This window comes from Methylophaga sp., assembly GCF_030651745.1.
This window is the reverse complement of the sequence record NZ_JAUSCC010000140.1, coordinates 44,096-61,383: the sequence shown is the minus strand read 5'-3', so window position 1 is coordinate 61,383 and position 17,288 is coordinate 44,096. Positions and strand designations below refer to the sequence as shown.

The window sequence follows — 17,288 nt, the reverse complement described above, 5'->3', positions numbered from 1 at the left end:
ATCTAATCATCTACCGGACTTTTTTTAAGTCCGGTAGATATCCTACTTAAGGACTGTGTTATGCCTAGTGTAATGTTAAGAAAAAGAGATGACGGCAAGTTACTTTTTTATGTTGCTAAAAAAGATCTCGAAGAAACGGTTGAATCAATTGAATTTGATACTGAAGAAAAATGGGGGGGGGAAGTCGTGTTAGGCGATGATTCACGTTATTACTTCGAGCCAATGAGTCCACCGCCTGTCATTCCGATTACCTTACGTGCTAAGCGTATTTAATATCAGTGGGGGATTTAAAATGGCTTTATATATTGTTGAAGAAGAGTGTATTTCCTGTGGTGATTGTGAACCAGTTTGCCCAACGGTATCCATTAAAGAAGGTGCAATTGTTTTTGCCATAAATGCTAAAACTTGCACCGAATGTAAGGATGATTTTGATTCACCTGAATGTGTTCGGGTATGCCCTATAGACAATTGCATTTTGCCTTTGGAGGCTTGATGTTATGAGCCAGTCAACCTTATCACGGGAACTGGCTTTAGGTATTGGGCTTGCTGCCAGGGCATTGCCCAATACTGATCCTAAGCAGCTGGTTACTAGATTGACTAAAGCTTTGGGTCTGCCATTAACTGCACCAAAACTGCATGCTTTGACTGTATCAGAGTACCAATCTTTGTTAGAGCAAACAGCCAGCGAACAATACAGTCAAGCAATACTATCAAACTCACTCGATTACCTTCACTCGATTCATGTTGCCGACGAGCAGCACTCACATCTGCCAACCATTAAAGCCTACCAGGATGGCGATATCCCATATTCCATTCGCTTAGCCATTGCCAGCGATAACGGTATTAACATCAATGGTCAATTCAGCACCTGTGAGCAGTTCTATATTTATCAGCTATCGTCCCAGGAACAACGCCTGATAGATATTAGAAAAGTCGATGTGGATCCAACTCTGAAAGCCGAGCAAAAGCAACAATATCGTGCTGAGTTAATTCAAGATTGTCAGGTGCTTTATGGCATTGCTATCGGTGGGCAGGCTGCAGCAAAAGTGGTTAAGCAAGGCATTCACCCGATGAAAATAAGTGGTCAGGCAGAAATAGCCGACATCATTGCACAACTTCAGCAGGTATTAGTTACATCACCGCCACCCTGGTTAGCCAAAATAATGGGCTTGACGCCAAAAAAAGTCTTACTGAAAACAGAGAAAGTAACCGTATGATTGAACCGCAAACACTAACAGAAATTGTCAGCTCAATTGCAGACAGTGGTCTTGATGAAACCATCATATCGTCTTTACGAAGCCAGTATAAAGGCATTCATTTTACCTACTGCAATGATGATGACATCCCGAATAATGAGCCAGTGGTCGAACATGATGGTTTCAATTTATACCTGGTTGATGGTCATGATCATTGCATGTGCTTAACCAATAGTTTCGAAAATGCAACAGGCATTGTTGTTGCCGAAATTTATCAGGACTAAGCAAAACTCTATGGCGGATATCCCACTACCTCCATCAATAGCTGATTGTAGTTTTTGTCGGTTTAGGTCGAAAACCCTGCTAGCCGGTCGCTGTATGCCGGGGGATACCTGTGTTGCTGTTGAGAGTGGCCGCCAAATAGATCGTTTTTTCAGAATAAACCCAGAATACGCACAGCTTTATTTACAAGATGAATTTTGGGAACGACGTGCCATTGCTGTGCGTTATGTGCCTTTATCAGCATTAAAAGTAGTGATGGATGATGAAGATGAGGTAGTACGGCGTGCCGTTGTTTATCGACTACCTGCACATAAACTGAAAGCCTTTATTTATGATCTTGATCGTGAAGTCAGAATGACAGTTGCTGATCGCATTGAAAGTCAAGATGTAGAGCTACTGGCAAATGATGAAGACTATCTGGTGCGACTGACTGTTGCCAGGCGACTGCAGCCTGGGCGTTTATTCCGCTTTATTAACGATCCTGATTTGCAAATCAGAAAAGTGGTGGCCGAAAAAATACCAGATGTCAGCCTGGGCCTGATGAAAGACGACCCAGCTCCCGAAGTCAGACGCATCATTGCCCAGCGAATGTCAGATGAAGAAGCCGTGTGTTTTCTTGATGATGAAGACTGGTTAGTCCGTTATACCGCCGCTCAACATGTGCCATTAACTGCGGTAACACACGTATTAAATGATGAAGAACAAGATATCAGACTGTTAGCAAAACAACGTTTGGAAGCAAAAGATGAGTGAAGCATTACAGTTAACAGGACAACAGATCAGTCATCTATGTAAGGATCTGATTGCGACGAAAGATGACGCATCGTTACTGATTAAATTACAGAAAGTCTGCCGTGACTATCCAGTTCGTTTAGCTCGCACCAGCGATGAATGGTATAAACTCGGAGGTGTCGTTGACCGTAGAGGTAAACGTATAGCCGGTGATTTAACCGAATGGGTTGAACGCAGCTTTCTGGAGTGTGGTCAGAATTTTCAAACCCTGATCGAATATGGTTTAGAGCAAGATTATATCGCAACCAAACATATAGGACGCACCCTGTATTTTGTTGTAGAAACCGGTCTTACAGCACAACAGTTTATCTTAATCGAAATTGATAAAACCCATGAAGTTGCCGACAGGCTTCTGATGAATGAAGATGCGTTGCCAGAAGATTTAGAAGATATTATCGATCCAATTACACCTGCATTAATCGAACAATTTAATGTCGGACATTCGCACTATCAATACCGACGTAAAACCGATATGGCACTGTTTATTAGCACCTTGAATTCACACCACAACGAACATCCAGTGAAACGCTTTCTGGATGATTGGAATAATAGTACATCTGCAACTGCCGCACATTTCTGCAATTATTGGATCATTCAGCCTTACTTCCATACGGGACGTTATGGTGAACAAATCATCAATGCTGATATTGTGAATTTAACCTCCGTTAATTTACCGCAGCTGGAAGATTTCGTAGATAAACAAGGCAATAATCTGCATAGTCTTTTGACACGCTTTGATCGTAAAGCAGGTTATAGCTTTGCATGGTATTTCTACATGGTGAAAGGGATGTTGGTATCGGCTCATAATGGCGAAGCGGTTTATCAAGATATTTCGGGTGATTTTGCGTATCTACCACAACGCGATGCAGCGGTGCTTAAATCATGGATAGCCATGCCCTATAACGTTTAACCATCACTATGATCAACCTGGAGAAGCAGGGCATCGTTTATTGGTTCCCTAAAGCGATCGACGGTGATCTCTCCTTATACAAAGCTATAAACCGTTAATTGAAACAAAGACAACGCAGATTTTTGCAGCTGCTGTCATTGTTGATGTCACACGAAAAAGCTTAAATTGTCGTATTTGCTACAAAACAAAATACGCCAAACCCCAATAAAAACAGCAATTTATCAAGTGGCACACTGGTTGCTATACCTCTATTAAACAATTTAGGTATGGTGCTATGAAGTCAAGCAAAGACATTGCCGAATTACTGGATGAACCGGCATGTGAGCACAACAAAAAGGAGAAATCAGGTTGTGCAAAACCTAAGCCGGGTTCTGCTGCTGGAGGCTGTGCATTTGATGGTGCTCAAATTGCTTTGTTACCCATTGCAGATGTGGCACATATAGTTCATGGGCCTATTGCCTGTGCTGGTAGTTCATGGGACAACCGTGGTACACGTTCATCAGGATCCCAGTTGTACCGTATTGGTATGACTACGGATTTAACCGAGCAAGACATCATTATGGGGCGTGCTGAAAAACGCTTGCTTCATTCAATCAAACAGGCGATTGATACCTATAATCCTCCTGCCGTATTTATCTATAACACCTGTGTGCCAGCGCTGATTGGTGATGACATCAATGCAATCTGTAAAGCGGCACAGGAAAAATGGGGAACTCCGGTTATCCCAATTGATTCTGCTGGCTTTTATGGCACCAAGAATCTAGGTAATCGTATTGCTGGTGATGCCATGTTTAATCATGTCATGGGCACACGCGATCCCGATCCCTTACCGGAAGGGACACAACGACCAGGCATTACAGTCCATGATGTCAATTTAGTCGGTGAATACAACATTGCTGGTGAATTCTGGCATGTATTACCGTTGCTTGATGAATTAGGCCTACGTGTGCTGTGTACATTGTCGGGTGATGCACGTTTTCGTGAAGTGCAAACCATGCATAAAGCCGAAGTCAACATGATGGTGTGCTCAAAAGCCATGATCAATGTTGCTCGCAAACTGCAAAAAGCGTTTGGTACTCCTTGGTTTGAAGGCAGTTTCTATGGCATTACTGATACCAGCCAAGCATTACGTGATTTTGCTAAAGTCATTAACGATGAGGGTTTGACTGCACGTACTGAAGCGCTTATTGAACGTGAAGAAACACGGATTCGGGAATTACTGATCCCCTGGAAGCAACGGTTGAACGGTAAACGAGTGCTGTTGTTTACTGGTGGTGTTAAGAGTTGGTCGGTTATTTCAGCCTTGCAAGATCTGGGTATGGTCGTTGTTGCAACGGGTACCAAAAAGTCTACCGAAGAAGATAAAGCCAGAATTCGTGAATTGATGGGTGAAGACACATTGATGTTAGAAGATGGCAGCCCGAAAGCATTATTGCAGGTAGTTAAAGACTATAAAGCCGACATATTGATTGCTGGTGGACGCAATATGTACACCGCCTTAAAAGCCAAAGTGCCATTTTTAGATATTAACCAGGAACGCGAGTTTGGTTACGCTGGCTACGATGGCATGTTGGAATTGGTACGCCAATTAGCGTTAACCATAGAAAGCCCCGTCTGGCCTGCGGTTCGAGCAAAAGCCCCCTGGCATAAAGATAAGGCGGCGTAGTATGGCCGATATCATCAAACGTAACAAAGCCTTATCGGTTAATCCATTAAAAGCCAGTCAACCTATTGGTGGCTCTTTGGCAACCTTAGGGTTTAATCGTGCAATGCCTATGTTGCATGGTTCACAAGGTTGTACTGCCTTTGCAAAAGTGTTTTTTGTTCGTCATTTTCGCGAGCCAATCCCTCTGCAGTCTACTGCCATGGATCAAGGTAGTTCCGTTATGGGCGCTGATGAAAATGTGGTTGAAGGTTTGCGGGCAATTGCGGAAAAGAATCATCCAGCTTTAATCACAGTGCTTACTACTGGCCTGGCAGAAACACAAGGCGCAGATGTACATGGAAGTGTCAAAGTGTTTAGAAACACTTATCCACAATTTGCCGATGTAGCCGTGGTGGCCGTCAATACACCTGACTTCAGTGGCTGTGTTGAAACGGGTTATGCCGCAACGATCACTGAAATCATTAAAACCTTAGTGCCGGATGCTAAGGATGCTGGCACCAAGCCTGGGTATCGAAAACGTCAGGTCAATGTGCTGTGCAGCGCGATGCTGACGCCCAGTGACATTGAATCACTGACAGAATGGATTGAACAATTTGATCTGCGTCCGGTATTTATTCCCGATATTGCCAATTCTTTAGATGGTTCATTGACCGAAGAAGAGTTTTCACCAGTGACAATTGGCGGAACGGCGGTTTCTGAACTGGCAACATTAGGGGATGCTAAAGCAAGTATTGTGATTGGTGCATCACTGCAAAAAGCCGGTGAAATATTAGCAAATAAAACCGGTGTGCCGAGTTATCAGTTTGATCATCTTTATGGCCTGGCAGCCAATGATGCATTGGTTGCTGCACTCGCAACTATCAGTGGCAATCAGGTACCTGAACGTATTGAACGTCAGCGTATGCAGTTACAAGATGCCATGCTAGATACCCACTTCATGTTAGGTCAGCTGCGAGTTGCGATTGCAGCCGATCCGGATCAACTCAATGCCTTTACGCATTTACTGCAGGAAATGGGTTCAGAAGTGGTGGCAGCTGTTGCCCCAAGTATGGCTGACAGCTTAAGCCAGTTGCCAATTTCAAGCGTGAAAATTGGTGATTTAGAAGATCTAGAGTTTATTGCCAAAGACAACAAAGCCCAATTGTTGATTGGTAATTCACATGCAGTTGATACGGCAGAACGTCTTGCTGTACCTATATTGAGAGCAGGTTTTCCACTATACGATGTAATTGGCGGTTATCAAAAAACGTGGATTGGTTATCGAGGTACTCGCCAAGCCTTATTTGATATAGCCAATCTAGTCATTAACTTTGCTCATGAAGATATAGCCGTTTATCACTCGGTCTATGACCAGAAACCATTACATGAAAAAACACCGTCATGTCATTAACTAGACGTATGTACGTGGTTCACAGTGAACCACAGAGGATTTTTATGGATATTTCTATAAAAGTAGCTTTTGCTACAACTGATATGAAACATGTCAATCAGCATTTTGGCTCGGCCAAATCGTTTGCTATTTATGCTGTGAACCCCGAACAAACAGAATTTATTGAGGCGGCACAGTTTGGCATGCAAGAACAGGATGGTAACGAAGACAAGCTGGCCGTTAAGTTTGATTTACTAAAAGACTGTGCTGCAGTTTATTGCCTGGCGGTGGGGGCCTCTGCGGTGAAACAGTTAGTTGGGAAAGGCATACAGCCTGTCAAAGTTAATGATGACAGTTCTATAAAAGTCTTATTAGACGATTTAAGAAACGAATTACGTTCAGGGCCATCAAGCTGGCTTGCCAGAGCAATAAAACAACAAAGCGGAAGCGATATGGGACGTTTTGAAGAAATGGCCAATGATGATTGGCAAGAATAAATAACGCCCAATTGTTTTAGCAAAAATTAACTATTAATCAGGAGAAGTCACATGGGTTCAGCACAATTAGTAGTAGCAGAAAACGATCCATATTTAGATAAGTATTTTGTTGATCAAATGATCCAACAGTTAAACGCTTTAGATTCTTACGGCACCTATGACGGCTGGTCAAAAGCAAAGATTGTTGATCCTTTAGTGCTGACAAAAGAACGTAAACAAGCTATTCCAATAATTGGTGACCCTGATGAGATCACCATTGCACGGGTCAAAGCCTATTACAGTGCTCTGGCAGCCAGTATTGAACGAGAAACAGGTTTAATGGCGGTGTCGTTAGTCAATATATCTCATGAAGGTTTTGGTCGTGCCTTGATCATGATCGGCAAATTAATTGTTGTCGATAAAGTGTTGCGTGACATACACCGATTCGGTTTCCGTACATTGGAAGAAATGTGTGAACAAAGCGACAAGCTGATTGCGAGAGCCAAGGAGCTGGTTGAGAAGTATCACAATGCCGCAACAGATTGATCGCAAAGCATAAGAGCGTGTTGAAAATATAAACAACGCTGTAGCAGATTTAGAGGTGGAACATGAGCCCGGAAGAACTCAAAAAACTCGAAAAAACAGTTAAAAAAACAAAACGATTAGCCAGTGAACAAGCGATGGAACTTCATGATTTGATCGAAGATCGCCTGCCGGATGCATATAAAGAGTTAATGCCAATTGCTCAGGCAACATTTGATGCATGTAAAGCTTGGGATGAAGCAAATCAAGCTTTAGTTAATGCGGGCGCAGGAGATCGATAATGGTCAATGTAGTCACGGGCGTGACCTATGGCGGCACCGAGTGGACGCCATCGTATGTATCGGATTTAGATCAGACTACCTGCATAGGTTGTGGACGTTGTTTCAAAGTATGTCCACGTGATGTGTTTGATCTAATTGAGAAATCAGAAGCGTTCGATTCGGAAGATTTTGATGATGATTTTGACGACGATGACAACACGATGGTGATGAGTCTGAAAAATCGCAATGATTGTATAGGCTGTGAAGCTTGCTCAAAAGTCTGTCCAAAAAGTTGTTTCACTCACCAACACAAGCAAGCTGCATAGGGGGACTATCATGCCTAAACCTGAAAAACATGTGTTTATTTGCACCCAAAACCGAGCTCAAGGCCATCCTCGCGGATCATGTGTAAGTAATGGCTGTGCAGATGTTATGAATGAATTCATGAGTGAGATTCAATCTCAAAACCTGTTTGACAGAATCGGCCTAACCAATACAGGTTGTATAGGCCCATGCAAACTGGGACCGAGTGTTCTGGTATATCCGGAAGGCGTGCTCTATGGAAAGGTGACAAAAGACGATGTGAAAACAATCATAGTGGAACATCTGCTTGGTGATAAACCGGTAGAAAAATTACTCGTTCCAACGGAGATTTGGTAGCAGTATGAATCAGGTAGCGTTTACTGATGAAGCAGTAGTGTTTGATATCAATATTCCTGATTCAGTAAACAGTCTCTTACAAGCAGGAGTCGTCGCAACCAGACAAAACAAACTTAAGGCCGAACTGTTATTCAGACAGGCCTATCAATTGGATCGACATTGCTTACAAACCTATTACGCCTTGTATAAGTTTCATTTTCATCACAAGCAGTTTCTTGAAGCGGAATATTTTGTATTAGCTGGTATGGAAGAAGCGGCGACACAAGATGGTTTTCCATCGGATTATCATCAACTGTTTCGGGAAAATGCACAGTGGAACATGTATGAAAACAAGGCCAGATTGTTTTATCTATATTGTCTAAAAGCTTTGGCATTTATTAAGTTACGCCGCGAACAAATTATACAGGCACAAATAATATTAGCGATTATCAAAAAACTTGATCCAGAGGATAAGTCCGGTGCATCGGTTGTGATCACCATCGCCTCAGCGATAGAAGAAGATTAATATGAATACAACTACAGACTCATTAGCAGACACTATCGACAACATGAAAGACTATGGAAATCATGTCTGTCAAACCATGAACGAGGCCATAGATAAGCTTGGGTTTAAAGATGGCATCGTTACAGAACTACCTGTGTTTAGTCATGCAACATTCAGTTTAACGACAGATCCCTATACTGCAGACGATAATTTAACCGGTATCTGGTATGACAAAAACAGGCAACGCATCGGACAAATTCAATTTAACAGTGATGGATCGTTTTATGCTGAATATGACATTGTTCAGCCACATCCCACTAAAAACCAGTGGTTTGTGGAAGGAATAAGTGCATGGGGTAATCGTGACCTCATTAAAACAGAACCTAAATTGTTACCATCGTTAGCGTGATGTCCGAATCTGATGGATGATCCCAAACGACTCTATGACTGTTTATTAGACTATTGCAGTAGCCAGACAATACAACGCATCGCACTTGGACAGGTCTGGACAGTCTGTCAAACACGAGATGACGATAAGCTAAGCTCTGGTTTAGCAATGACATCTGCTTTGGCATCACGAACCTTGCAATGGCCGGGTACATTGGTTGGACGCCCACTTAAAGACATTGCAGCTTGGGTTAATGATTGGCAGCCTTCACTGGCAACTGTTGGGATGGCAGCAATAAACTGCGGTATCAATAGTGTTATTAAACAGCCAAAGGGCATCATTCTGGATGTTCAATCCAGTGCTGCTAATCTGAATGTATTTGAACACTTTCTGCCACAGACTATAGACAAAAAAGTGGTCGTAATCGGCCATTATCCCGGCATTGAATCTTATGTTGAACAGTATGGTTGGACCGTATTGGAACGTAGTCCGGTCAATGGTGATTATCCAGATCCTGCCAGTGAATTTATCATTCCTGATGCTGATTGGGTGTTTTTATCTGCCAGCACTATTCCTAATAAAACATTCCCACGATTGGCAGAGTTAGCACAATCAGCAACAACGGTATTAATGGGGCCAACCACACCATGGTTGCCGGAGCTATATCAATTTGGCATTGATTATCTGGCCGGCGTGAAGGTAGTTGATGCTGAAGCCTTATATCAAACGGCATGCGAAGGTGGTGGCGTACGTATTTTTGAAACCGGTGTGCGCTACAACATTGTTGAACTATCACAACAACACAATCTCGACTGGTTGAAATGCGGAATTTCTGACAGTTATCAAGCCAAACAAACATTAACCAGCGAAATGGAACAGTGGTATGGCCAAGGTCACTGCAAACGCTATCCTCAATATGATCAACTTAACGATATCAATCAACGACTGTCACGCATGGACAGTGCCTATAAAACCTTATGGGACTCACAACAAAAATGAATACTACCAGCCATATCATGCTTTATTACAAAGGTGATATCAGTGCGTTGACATTATTTTGTCAGTTTGAGGATGGCGGAATTTGTTATCCACCTTTACCTAAACTAAGTTCAATCCTGGACGCAGGTGACGTTCAACCTGAAGTGATGGATTTAGACGGCACCAAATTAATCAAACAAATCAATGAACTTTGGGGATTGGATGATGAATTAGTCGTGCCAGAACCGGGTTTTTATCAGCAAATTGAAACCGCCAAAGGTATTGCCACAGTCTATTTGGCACGCTTTAAGATATTAGACCCACCAAATGAGATTGTGCTTCAGAACAATGCAAAGCTGCTGCGACTAACTGAACTTGTGGGACGTTTACCAACGGAAATGGAATTATTACGCCGTGCTTACACGGTGTTAATGGAAGGCTAATGAGTGACAGCATGTTTGATTTCATTATGGATGATAATGCTGATCTGTCTTATCAATCATCTGGCCCTCATGTTCCTGACGTTATGGATTGTATGCGTTGTGGCCTATGTCTTCGTCAATGTCCAACTTACATATTGACTCAAGATGAACAAGAAGGGCCTCGTCAAAGAATTAGAACATTAAATACATTAGTCATAGAAAATAAGGTGGTCGCCCCCCAAGCGTTGGAGCATTTACAAAACTGTATTCAATGTCGGGCATGTGAAGCCATTTGTCCAAGTCAAATGGATTATTCGCTATTATTTGATCAGGCCCAACAGCAGTTATCAGCCAATAAAATACTTTCATTTAAAGCCAAAACTGGCTTATGGCTGATTCAACATAAAGCGGTATTTAATGTGTTTTTGCCACTTATAAAACTATATGTAAACAGTGGCTTACAGAAACTGTCCAGAAATATTGGCATTATAAAAAAGTTGGGTTTTGAGCGGGTTGAGCAACTGGCAACTGTCAAGCCCGTGCTCAAGCCAATAAAGTCCAAGTATCCCGTAAGTGAGTCAAGAGGAACGGTCGCATTATTTGCTGGATGCATTAGTGATCGGTTTGATCGGACAACTCTCGAGGCGGCAATCACTGTGTTAAATGCTATTGGTTTTAGCGTGATCGTGCCGGAGCAGCAAACATGCTGTGGTGCAATGCATTGGCATAATGGTCAACATGCTACGGCTAAGGCAATGATGACAAAAAATGTAAACCAGTTTGCTCAATCGACGGTCACTGCCATTGTTTATTGTGCAAGTGGTTGTGGAAGCCAGTTAACTGACTATCAGATTCTATTAGAAGGGCAGGATGATGTTACGGAGTTTCATCAAAAGCTCACTGAAATAAGTGACTTTGTTTTACAAAACTGGCCAGCCTCTTTGACACTCCACACGACAAACAAACATGTATTGGTTCATGAGCCATGTAGTCATCGTAATGTACTGAAAAATCAGGCTGCTGTGTATCAGCTATTGGCCAAAATTCCATCAATAACCATCAATACATTGGCAGATAATCACCTGTGTTGTGGAGCAGGGGGCAGTTACATGTTAACGCATCCAGACAGTGCCGATGCTTTACGTACTATGAAATGGCGCCATATTGCTCATGCTCAAGGGGATTATGTGGCGACAACTAATATTGGCTGTGCACTGCATTTGATGGCAGCTAAGTCGAATGCAAGCATGGTACAAATAATCCACCCGATTACATTAATCGCAAATCAGCTTTAGCCAGTGCTCAGGTGATAAGGACTTAACTCATTCGATAATCGCCGCTGATTTGACCTGAGCCCAGACTTTATCACCAACCTTAATACCCAGACTATCCAACGAGCGATTGGTCAGACGGGACAATAAAAAATTAGCGCCGACTTTGAGCCTGGCTATGGTAATAGCAGGGTGTTCGCCTGGACAGAGTTCTTCAACTTTGGCAGGTAACATATTGGAAATACTACTGTCAGTTTCCTGTGACAACGAGATACTGATATCACTTGCCATAATTCGAAAACGTACTTGCCGGCCTATCACAAAATTCATATCACGAACCCAGATCCCCCCACCATCAAATGAGGCGAAGGCCAAATGCCACTGCTGTTGAATTTCCGTAATGGTGGTTTCAACAATGATGCCAGCCTTGTCAGTTAACTGAATTGGTAAATCAATATGTGACACAGTTTCATTCAGGCCTCCACTGGAAATTAGCTTGCCTTGATTCATGATAACGACATGGTCTGCCAGCCTTGAAACCTCATTGTGTGAGTGAGTCACATATATCACCGGCATTTCGAGTTCATTATGTAGCGTTTCCAGAAACGGTAGAATTTCACGTTTACGAGCCATATCCAGAGCCGATAATGGTTCATCCATAAGTAATAATTTAGGATTAACGGCTAGGGCTCTGGCGATAGAAACGCGTTGTTTTTCCCCGCCTGATAGCGTGTCAGGCTTCCGGTTTAACAGCAGCGATATGCCTAATAAGTCAATGATATGATTCATTGAGAAGCCATTGTGATTCAGTGTTTGACGTTTGAAACCATAATTGAGATTAGCCATTACCGTTAAATGTGGAAATAAGGTGGCATCTTGAAATACATAGCCAATAGGGCGTTTGTGAGGGGCTAAAAAAAACTTGTCATCCTGCCAAACCTCACCATTAACAATCAACTGTCCCTGCGGTTTTTCTAATCCGGCAATACATCGGAGTAGTGTGGATTTACCCGAACCAGAAGGGCCATATATTGCGGTAACGCCATGAGCAGGGAGCATGACATTTACATTAAGAGAAAATTCGGAATAATCGAGTTTGAAATTAGCGTTGATACCTGAGGACACTGACATCAGGTTTTGCGTTTATTTGGGTTAAAGGTATAAAGCAATAACAAAGTCACAAAAGAAAACATCAGCATTATCATAGCTAAATTATGCGCTTCGCCATATTCAATTGCTTCGACATAATCGTAGATCTGAACCGAAACGACACGTGTTACTCCAGGAATATTGCCGCCTATCATCAGAACCACTCCAAACTCACCAACAGTATGTGCAAAGCCTAATACTGCCGCCGTTAAAAAACCTGGCAAGGCCATTGGGACTGCAATACTAAAAAAACGATCGATAGGACCCGCTCTAAGCATTGCAGCGGCCTCATAGTATGATCTGCCAATATTTTCAAACGCGATATGAATAGGCTGAACAACAAACGGTAGGGAATAAAATACTGACGCAATAACCAATCCGGAAAAGCTAAATGCCAGGGTTCCAAGGCCAATAGCCTCGGTAAATTGACCGACAGGTCCATGTGTTCCCATAGCAATTAATAGATAAAAGCCGAGAACAGAGGGTGGTAATACAAGCGGTAGTGCAACCAGTGATTCAATCACCACTTTTAGACGACATCGGGTATGTGCCAGCCACCAGGCAATAGGTGTGCTGATTAACAGCAATAGTATTGTGACAATAGTGGCAAGCTTTATTGTCAGTTGTATCGCTACCCAATCAGCCTCATTCAGCATGATGACTCCCGTGTTTCATCGTCTATTTAGCTACAAGCTATACCCGTATGATTGGATAATCGTTTTCGCTTTGTCTGACTTCATGTAATCAAGAAACTCCAAAGCAACGGGGTTGTTTTTACCAAAATTGAGTAACACTGCATCTTGTTTGATCGGGGAATGCATCGACGCTGGAACAATCCAACCCGAGCCTGTAGTTATTTTGCCATTAGCCATAACCTGAGTGAGTGCTACAAAGCCAATTTGTGCATTACCTGATGCAACAAATTGATAGGTTTGAGCAATATTCTCACCTTGAACCAATTTGCTTTGCTGCTCGGTCCAGACACCAAGTTTTTCCATGACTTGTTGTGCTGCAGCGCCATAAGGCGCCACTTTAGGATTAGCTATCGCAATATGCCGAAATTGATTTTTAAATAAAACATCACCATTTTTATCGACAATACCGCTGATTGGCGACCATAAAACCAATGCCCCTATAGCATAAGTAAACCGTGACCCGGTTACGCTAAGACCACCTAGTTCAAGTTGTTCCGGTTTGTGAGTATCTGCAGAGAGAAAGACGTCAAATGGAGCCCCGTTGTTAATTTGTGCAAATAGCTTTCCTGACGAAGCAAAAGACAACAACGTTTTGTAACCGGTGTCTTTTTCAAATTCAATAGCAATTTCTTTCATTGGGGCAGTAAAGTTTGTTGCGATGGCAACATTCACAATGTCGGCATAAGAAACCCCAGTGAAGAGTTGTATAAGCAGAACAAGTGCAAACCAGGTTTTTTTTAATGTAGTCATTATTTTTTATTCTCTAAATAATGCCTATGGTTAACAGGTTGAGGATGACAACACTGCTGAACGCTAGACAAGGTTGTAAAAGCGTCTAAGCAAGTTCAGTGCCGTGATTCAAGTGGTTGAAAAACAATAGGATTTGTTGATATTGAATTGTCGTAAACATTACAATTCATAAACGGCGAGACAATATTGGCAGCTACCACAGCTGCGGCACGTTCACTGGTAATGCTGACTAATAGCTTGGAAAATAGGATTGCTCGTTGTAAATCGGCTTAGTATCAGAGGTCAAACTGCAGTGAAAAGCTTCTGCCCATATTAAGACTCAGTTTAACCACAATGGGATATAACTGAGTCTTAATATCTTGATGGCAGAAACTATACGCGTAATAAGGCTTTTACTAATCTTTCTGAAAGTTGATCTTCGGTAAATTGTGGTTCATTTGGTGGATACAGTGAATCTTCATGAAGTTCAAAGCCATGTTCTTTTGCTACAGCAAAAAGCTCCTTCATTTTTTGACATGCTTTTAACTGTTCAGCCAATACAGGATCTGCTTTTGCTTTTTCCGAAAATTCTTTAATAACGGCAACTGACATGTAAATTTCCTCTGTTATAACGTGATATAAACTTTTCACTTAGCCCGAAAAGCAAATTCCGAACCAGTTCAATTGCAATATGATGCTGAATGCCTTTTAAGGTTTTTAACAAATTGATAATTAAATAAAATATTCAGATCATGGTGATATGAAAATATGGGTAAGCCATAAATATGATGGTGATAGACACAAGAAATTGTGTAAGGAATGAAACATTTTAGAAGTAAGCTTACAAAAAGCTGGTCTTTCGTTTCTCAGTCGTAAATAAGACCTTGTTACCTTTTGATATGAGCAACCAGGGCGCTGTCCATTGTCTTAACATGCAGATCAAACCAAGCCGGCAGGCTTTCCGTCACAAATGAACGACCAAATTGAATCAGTCCTTTGTCAACCCGTCGATGAAATTGCTTAAATTCGTTAAGGATTCTTTGATGTTCAGCATTATGTTCGGTGCGTGCGGGAAAATGCGTGTTATCCATTAATAGGTTTTCACGATCAAAATGTGTTTGTGTATGTACCATTAAGTCTACAAACAACGCTTTAAATTCAGTGTTACCAGCCTGATTAAGTCGATTAATAAACTCTACAAATTGAGCATGGTCATCGTCTAGTTCGGGGTAGGACAGATTAAATACAGTTGATTGCTCAATTAATCTCATATTGATATTCCACCATGTAAATACTAATCCATAGTAAGCAGGCTCTATGCCAGACGTATGCTAGTCGGAAGAGTGAGCTATGGGTGCAATTTACTCGGCGATAAACGAAGTTGCTCTGTCAGTTTGTCGTTAACCTAGCAAATGATCTTTTTAAGATTGTCGTGTTTGCTACAAAATCAACTTGCTACAGCTGTAATACGAGGTTCACTTTATACTGGCAATGCCATCGATGTGATCTTAATTATTTGATAAATAAGTGTTTTTAAGTTTGTTTTGGATAATTTTGAAAAAATATATTCAGATGGCAAGCGTCTTGCTATTCATCCAATGAAACCAACTTTTTTGAGGTGATTATCATGACTTTATCTATCGGCGCATGTTTACCTGACATTGAATTAGACGCAAGTTCATTCTGCAAAGCATTAACAGGAGTTGCTATTGATCTGGCTCAGTTCAGACAGCATCCACTGCAATTAAATAAGCCCAATATCAGCTTATTTTTTCTCATGCCCGGCCGAGAAGAAAAACCTGATTTTGAGGGAATGCGTTTTCATTCATTTGATGTTGCTTCTAATACATTGAAAATTGAATCTGCCGTGCCAAAACAAATGATTCAATCCACACATGCAAAACATTATGTAGTAGCAGCAATGCAAGATGCGATTGATGGGGCTTATGATTTTTTTGAAGCAAACAAAGTTAAGTTTGAACGTGAGGATTATCTACAGCTAATCGACATAATGACGACTAAACATAGTGTAGAACCGTCGATTCATCAAATCTCACTCAGGAGAATGTAAATGTTACTGGATACATACAGTAGTCAAGGTTTGTTATCTATTACTTCGGTATTAGGTGCAACATCGACCAGTGATTTGTTTGCATTTCGTGGTGACTTGATTTTGAAAGAAGGTGAAATGCGTTCCGGCTCTGAAAGAGAGCAAGATCGTAAACCACCTGAATTTTTACTCCACCAGGCCGCCATCTTAACTGACAACGATAAGTTGGTATTTGTTAATGGCTTACTCTATGAGTTAGGTACTCTGGCACTTTTTGTGGATAAGTTTAAAGCGGACTTAACGGCCGATACACTGGTGTTGCTTTACATTGAAAATATCAGCGAAAAAATGGTTGTTGAATACCAAGGCTTTAGCTTCCAATTACTACCTTATGTAGGCGGCATGGTCTGGAATGAAATGCTAGAACAACTTTATGTTGAAAAGAGTGATTTGAAAGGGCAATCGGCTGAGGACAAAGTTGTTGTTGCTTATGACGCAGCAAAAGACTTTGCTATTAAAGCAGATACATTGAGTTTTGCTGATGCGTTGGATAAAACCTTTATTGTGGAAAAAGATCTGGCTGTAGGTCCCGTTTAATCTCAAGACAATATTAACGAGGCAAATATGGCAAAGTTTCAAACGATCACAGTGCCAGATATGCAAACCATGTTGCAAGACGACGCAGTGATGTTACTAGATTGTCGAAAATTGCAAGATTATCGAGCAGGCCACATTGATAACGCAATGTTTATGCATGAAGATTTGAAAGAATCTTTGCTAAAAAAAGCAGATAAAAGCAAAAAATTGATTATTTATTGCTACCACGGTCATTCAAGCGAACATTTAGCTGAGATGTTCGCTGACTTTGGATATAAAAATGTATTCAGTCTTCAAGGCGGATATGAACAGTGGCAGCAACAAACGGTGGTTCAATCGACTAGCAGAAATTAACGGGTAATACGGCTGCT

General features: G+C 41.7%; 26 protein-coding genes. 21 read left to right on the top strand and 5 right to left on the bottom strand.

Annotated features, from left to right (window positions below; translation table 11 throughout):
• The first annotated feature begins 60 nt into the window (after positions 1–60).
• The 18 genes from nifT to Q7V21_RS15930 all read left to right on the top strand — a co-directional run bounded on the left by nifT (position 61) and on the right by Q7V21_RS15930 (position 11,721).
• Positions 61–273: a putative nitrogen fixation protein NifT gene (gene nifT / locus Q7V21_RS16015; RefSeq protein ID WP_304918235.1), complete on the top strand. Its 213-nt coding sequence runs from the start codon at positions 61–63 to the stop codon at positions 271–273.
• A 19-nt stretch (positions 274–292) separates the two neighbouring features.
• Positions 293–493: a 4Fe-4S binding protein gene (locus Q7V21_RS16010; RefSeq protein WP_304918234.1), complete on the top strand. Its 201-nt coding sequence runs from the start codon at positions 293–295 to the stop codon at positions 491–493.
• Positions 494–497: 4 nt separating this feature from the next.
• Complete coding sequence (locus Q7V21_RS16005) at positions 498–1,217, top strand: NifB/NifX family molybdenum-iron cluster-binding protein (RefSeq protein WP_304918233.1); 720 nt, start codon at positions 498–500, stop codon at positions 1,215–1,217.
• Complete coding sequence (locus tag Q7V21_RS16000) at positions 1,214–1,480, top strand: DUF6129 family protein (RefSeq protein ID WP_304918232.1); 267 nt, start codon at positions 1,214–1,216, stop codon at positions 1,478–1,480. Before Q7V21_RS16005 ends, Q7V21_RS16000 begins: the two co-directional genes overlap by 4 nt.
• A gap of 10 nt (positions 1,481–1,490) precedes the next feature.
• Positions 1,491–2,231 (top strand): 4Fe4S-binding leucine-rich repeat protein, encoded by a 741-nt coding sequence (locus tag Q7V21_RS15995; RefSeq protein ID WP_304918231.1) that lies wholly within the window; start codon positions 1,491–1,493, stop codon positions 2,229–2,231.
• Positions 2,224–3,180, top strand: a complete 957-nt coding sequence (locus Q7V21_RS15990; RefSeq protein WP_304918230.1) for a hypothetical protein — start codon at positions 2,224–2,226, stop codon at positions 3,178–3,180. Before Q7V21_RS15995 ends, Q7V21_RS15990 begins: the two co-directional genes overlap by 8 nt.
• A 274-nt stretch (positions 3,181–3,454) precedes the next feature.
• Positions 3,455–4,846, top strand: a complete 1,392-nt coding sequence (nifE, locus tag Q7V21_RS15985) for a nitrogenase iron-molybdenum cofactor biosynthesis protein NifE (RefSeq protein ID WP_304918229.1) — start codon at positions 3,455–3,457, stop codon at positions 4,844–4,846.
• Between the two features lies 1 nt (position 4,847).
• On the top strand, positions 4,848–6,236 hold the full coding sequence (nifN, locus tag Q7V21_RS15980; RefSeq protein WP_304918228.1) for a nitrogenase iron-molybdenum cofactor biosynthesis protein NifN: 1,389 nt from the start codon (positions 4,848–4,850) through the stop codon (positions 6,234–6,236).
• Between the two features lie 44 nt (positions 6,237–6,280).
• The gene (gene nifX, locus Q7V21_RS15975) at positions 6,281–6,712 is read left to right on the top strand and encodes a nitrogen fixation protein NifX (protein ID WP_304918227.1); all 432 of its coding nucleotides are present in this window, start codon (positions 6,281–6,283) and stop codon (positions 6,710–6,712) included.
• A 51-nt stretch (positions 6,713–6,763) separates the two neighbouring features.
• A complete protein-coding gene (locus tag Q7V21_RS15970) occupies positions 6,764–7,237 on the top strand; it encodes a NifX-associated nitrogen fixation protein (protein WP_304918226.1) in 474 nt (157 codons plus the stop codon).
• Between the two features lie 62 nt (positions 7,238–7,299).
• Positions 7,300–7,515 (top strand): CCE_0567 family metalloprotein, encoded by a 216-nt coding sequence (locus Q7V21_RS15965; RefSeq protein WP_304918225.1) that lies wholly within the window; start codon positions 7,300–7,302, stop codon positions 7,513–7,515.
• Positions 7,515–7,820: a ferredoxin III, nif-specific gene (gene fdxB / locus Q7V21_RS15960; protein ID WP_304918224.1), complete on the top strand. Its 306-nt coding sequence runs from the start codon at positions 7,515–7,517 to the stop codon at positions 7,818–7,820. The genes Q7V21_RS15965 and fdxB overlap by 1 nt, the downstream gene beginning before the upstream one ends.
• Positions 7,821–7,830: 10 nt before the next feature.
• The gene (locus Q7V21_RS15955) at positions 7,831–8,154 is read left to right on the top strand and encodes a ferredoxin (protein WP_304918223.1); all 324 of its coding nucleotides are present in this window, start codon (positions 7,831–7,833) and stop codon (positions 8,152–8,154) included.
• Positions 8,155–8,158: 4 nt separating this feature from the next.
• Positions 8,159–8,659, top strand: coding sequence for a hypothetical protein (locus Q7V21_RS15950; RefSeq protein WP_304918222.1), 501 nt, complete (start codon positions 8,159–8,161; stop codon positions 8,657–8,659).
• A gap of 1 nt (position 8,660) precedes the next feature.
• A complete protein-coding gene (locus tag Q7V21_RS15945; protein WP_304918221.1) occupies positions 8,661–9,047 on the top strand; it encodes a hypothetical protein in 387 nt (128 codons plus the stop codon).
• A gap of 12 nt (positions 9,048–9,059) precedes the next feature.
• The gene (locus tag Q7V21_RS15940; protein WP_304918220.1) at positions 9,060–10,025 is read left to right on the top strand and encodes a DUF364 domain-containing protein; all 966 of its coding nucleotides are present in this window, start codon (positions 9,060–9,062) and stop codon (positions 10,023–10,025) included.
• Positions 10,022–10,447: a hypothetical protein gene (locus tag Q7V21_RS15935; RefSeq protein ID WP_304918219.1), complete on the top strand. Its 426-nt coding sequence runs from the start codon at positions 10,022–10,024 to the stop codon at positions 10,445–10,447. Before Q7V21_RS15940 ends, Q7V21_RS15935 begins: the two co-directional genes overlap by 4 nt.
• Positions 10,447–11,721: a (Fe-S)-binding protein gene (locus tag Q7V21_RS15930; RefSeq protein ID WP_304918218.1), complete on the top strand. Its 1,275-nt coding sequence runs from the start codon at positions 10,447–10,449 to the stop codon at positions 11,719–11,721. The genes Q7V21_RS15935 and Q7V21_RS15930 overlap by 1 nt, the downstream gene beginning before the upstream one ends.
• A 27-nt stretch (positions 11,722–11,748) precedes the next feature.
• Here Q7V21_RS15930 and modC read toward each other — a convergent pair whose 3' ends face one another.
• The 5 genes from modC to Q7V21_RS15905 form a co-directional block, all read right to left on the bottom strand.
• Positions 11,749–12,828, bottom strand: coding sequence for a molybdenum ABC transporter ATP-binding protein (modC, locus tag Q7V21_RS15925; protein WP_304918217.1), 1,080 nt, complete (start codon positions 12,826–12,828; stop codon positions 11,749–11,751).
• The gene (gene modB, locus Q7V21_RS15920; protein WP_304918216.1) at positions 12,828–13,502 is read right to left on the bottom strand and encodes a molybdate ABC transporter permease subunit; all 675 of its coding nucleotides are present in this window, start codon (positions 13,500–13,502) and stop codon (positions 12,828–12,830) included. Before modB ends, modC begins: the two co-directional genes overlap by 1 nt.
• A 30-nt stretch (positions 13,503–13,532) precedes the next feature.
• Positions 13,533–14,291 carry a molybdate ABC transporter substrate-binding protein gene (modA, locus tag Q7V21_RS15915; RefSeq protein WP_304918215.1) on the bottom strand — a complete coding sequence of 253 codons (759 nt, stop codon included), beginning with the start codon at positions 14,289–14,291 and terminating at the stop codon, positions 13,533–13,535.
• A 372-nt stretch (positions 14,292–14,663) separates the two neighbouring features.
• Positions 14,664–14,882: a Nif11-like leader peptide family natural product precursor gene (locus tag Q7V21_RS15910; RefSeq protein WP_304918214.1), complete on the bottom strand. Its 219-nt coding sequence runs from the start codon at positions 14,880–14,882 to the stop codon at positions 14,664–14,666.
• Positions 14,883–15,157: 275 nt separating this feature from the next.
• Positions 15,158–15,541: a hemerythrin domain-containing protein gene (locus Q7V21_RS15905; protein ID WP_304918213.1), complete on the bottom strand. Its 384-nt coding sequence runs from the start codon at positions 15,539–15,541 to the stop codon at positions 15,158–15,160.
• A 356-nt stretch (positions 15,542–15,897) separates the two neighbouring features.
• On the opposite strand from Q7V21_RS15905, the gene Q7V21_RS15900 reads away from it, so the two are divergent.
• The 3 genes from Q7V21_RS15900 to Q7V21_RS15890 are packed head-to-tail and all read left to right on the top strand — an operon-like array spanning position 15,898 to position 17,271.
• Complete coding sequence (locus Q7V21_RS15900) at positions 15,898–16,341, top strand: hypothetical protein (protein WP_304918212.1); 444 nt, start codon at positions 15,898–15,900, stop codon at positions 16,339–16,341.
• Complete coding sequence (locus Q7V21_RS15895) at positions 16,342–16,917, top strand: hypothetical protein (protein WP_304918211.1); 576 nt, start codon at positions 16,342–16,344, stop codon at positions 16,915–16,917.
• Between the two features lie 27 nt (positions 16,918–16,944).
• On the top strand, positions 16,945–17,271 hold the full coding sequence (locus tag Q7V21_RS15890) for a thiosulfate sulfurtransferase GlpE (RefSeq protein ID WP_304918210.1): 327 nt from the start codon (positions 16,945–16,947) through the stop codon (positions 17,269–17,271).
• The last annotated feature ends 17 nt before the right edge of the window (positions 17,272–17,288 follow it).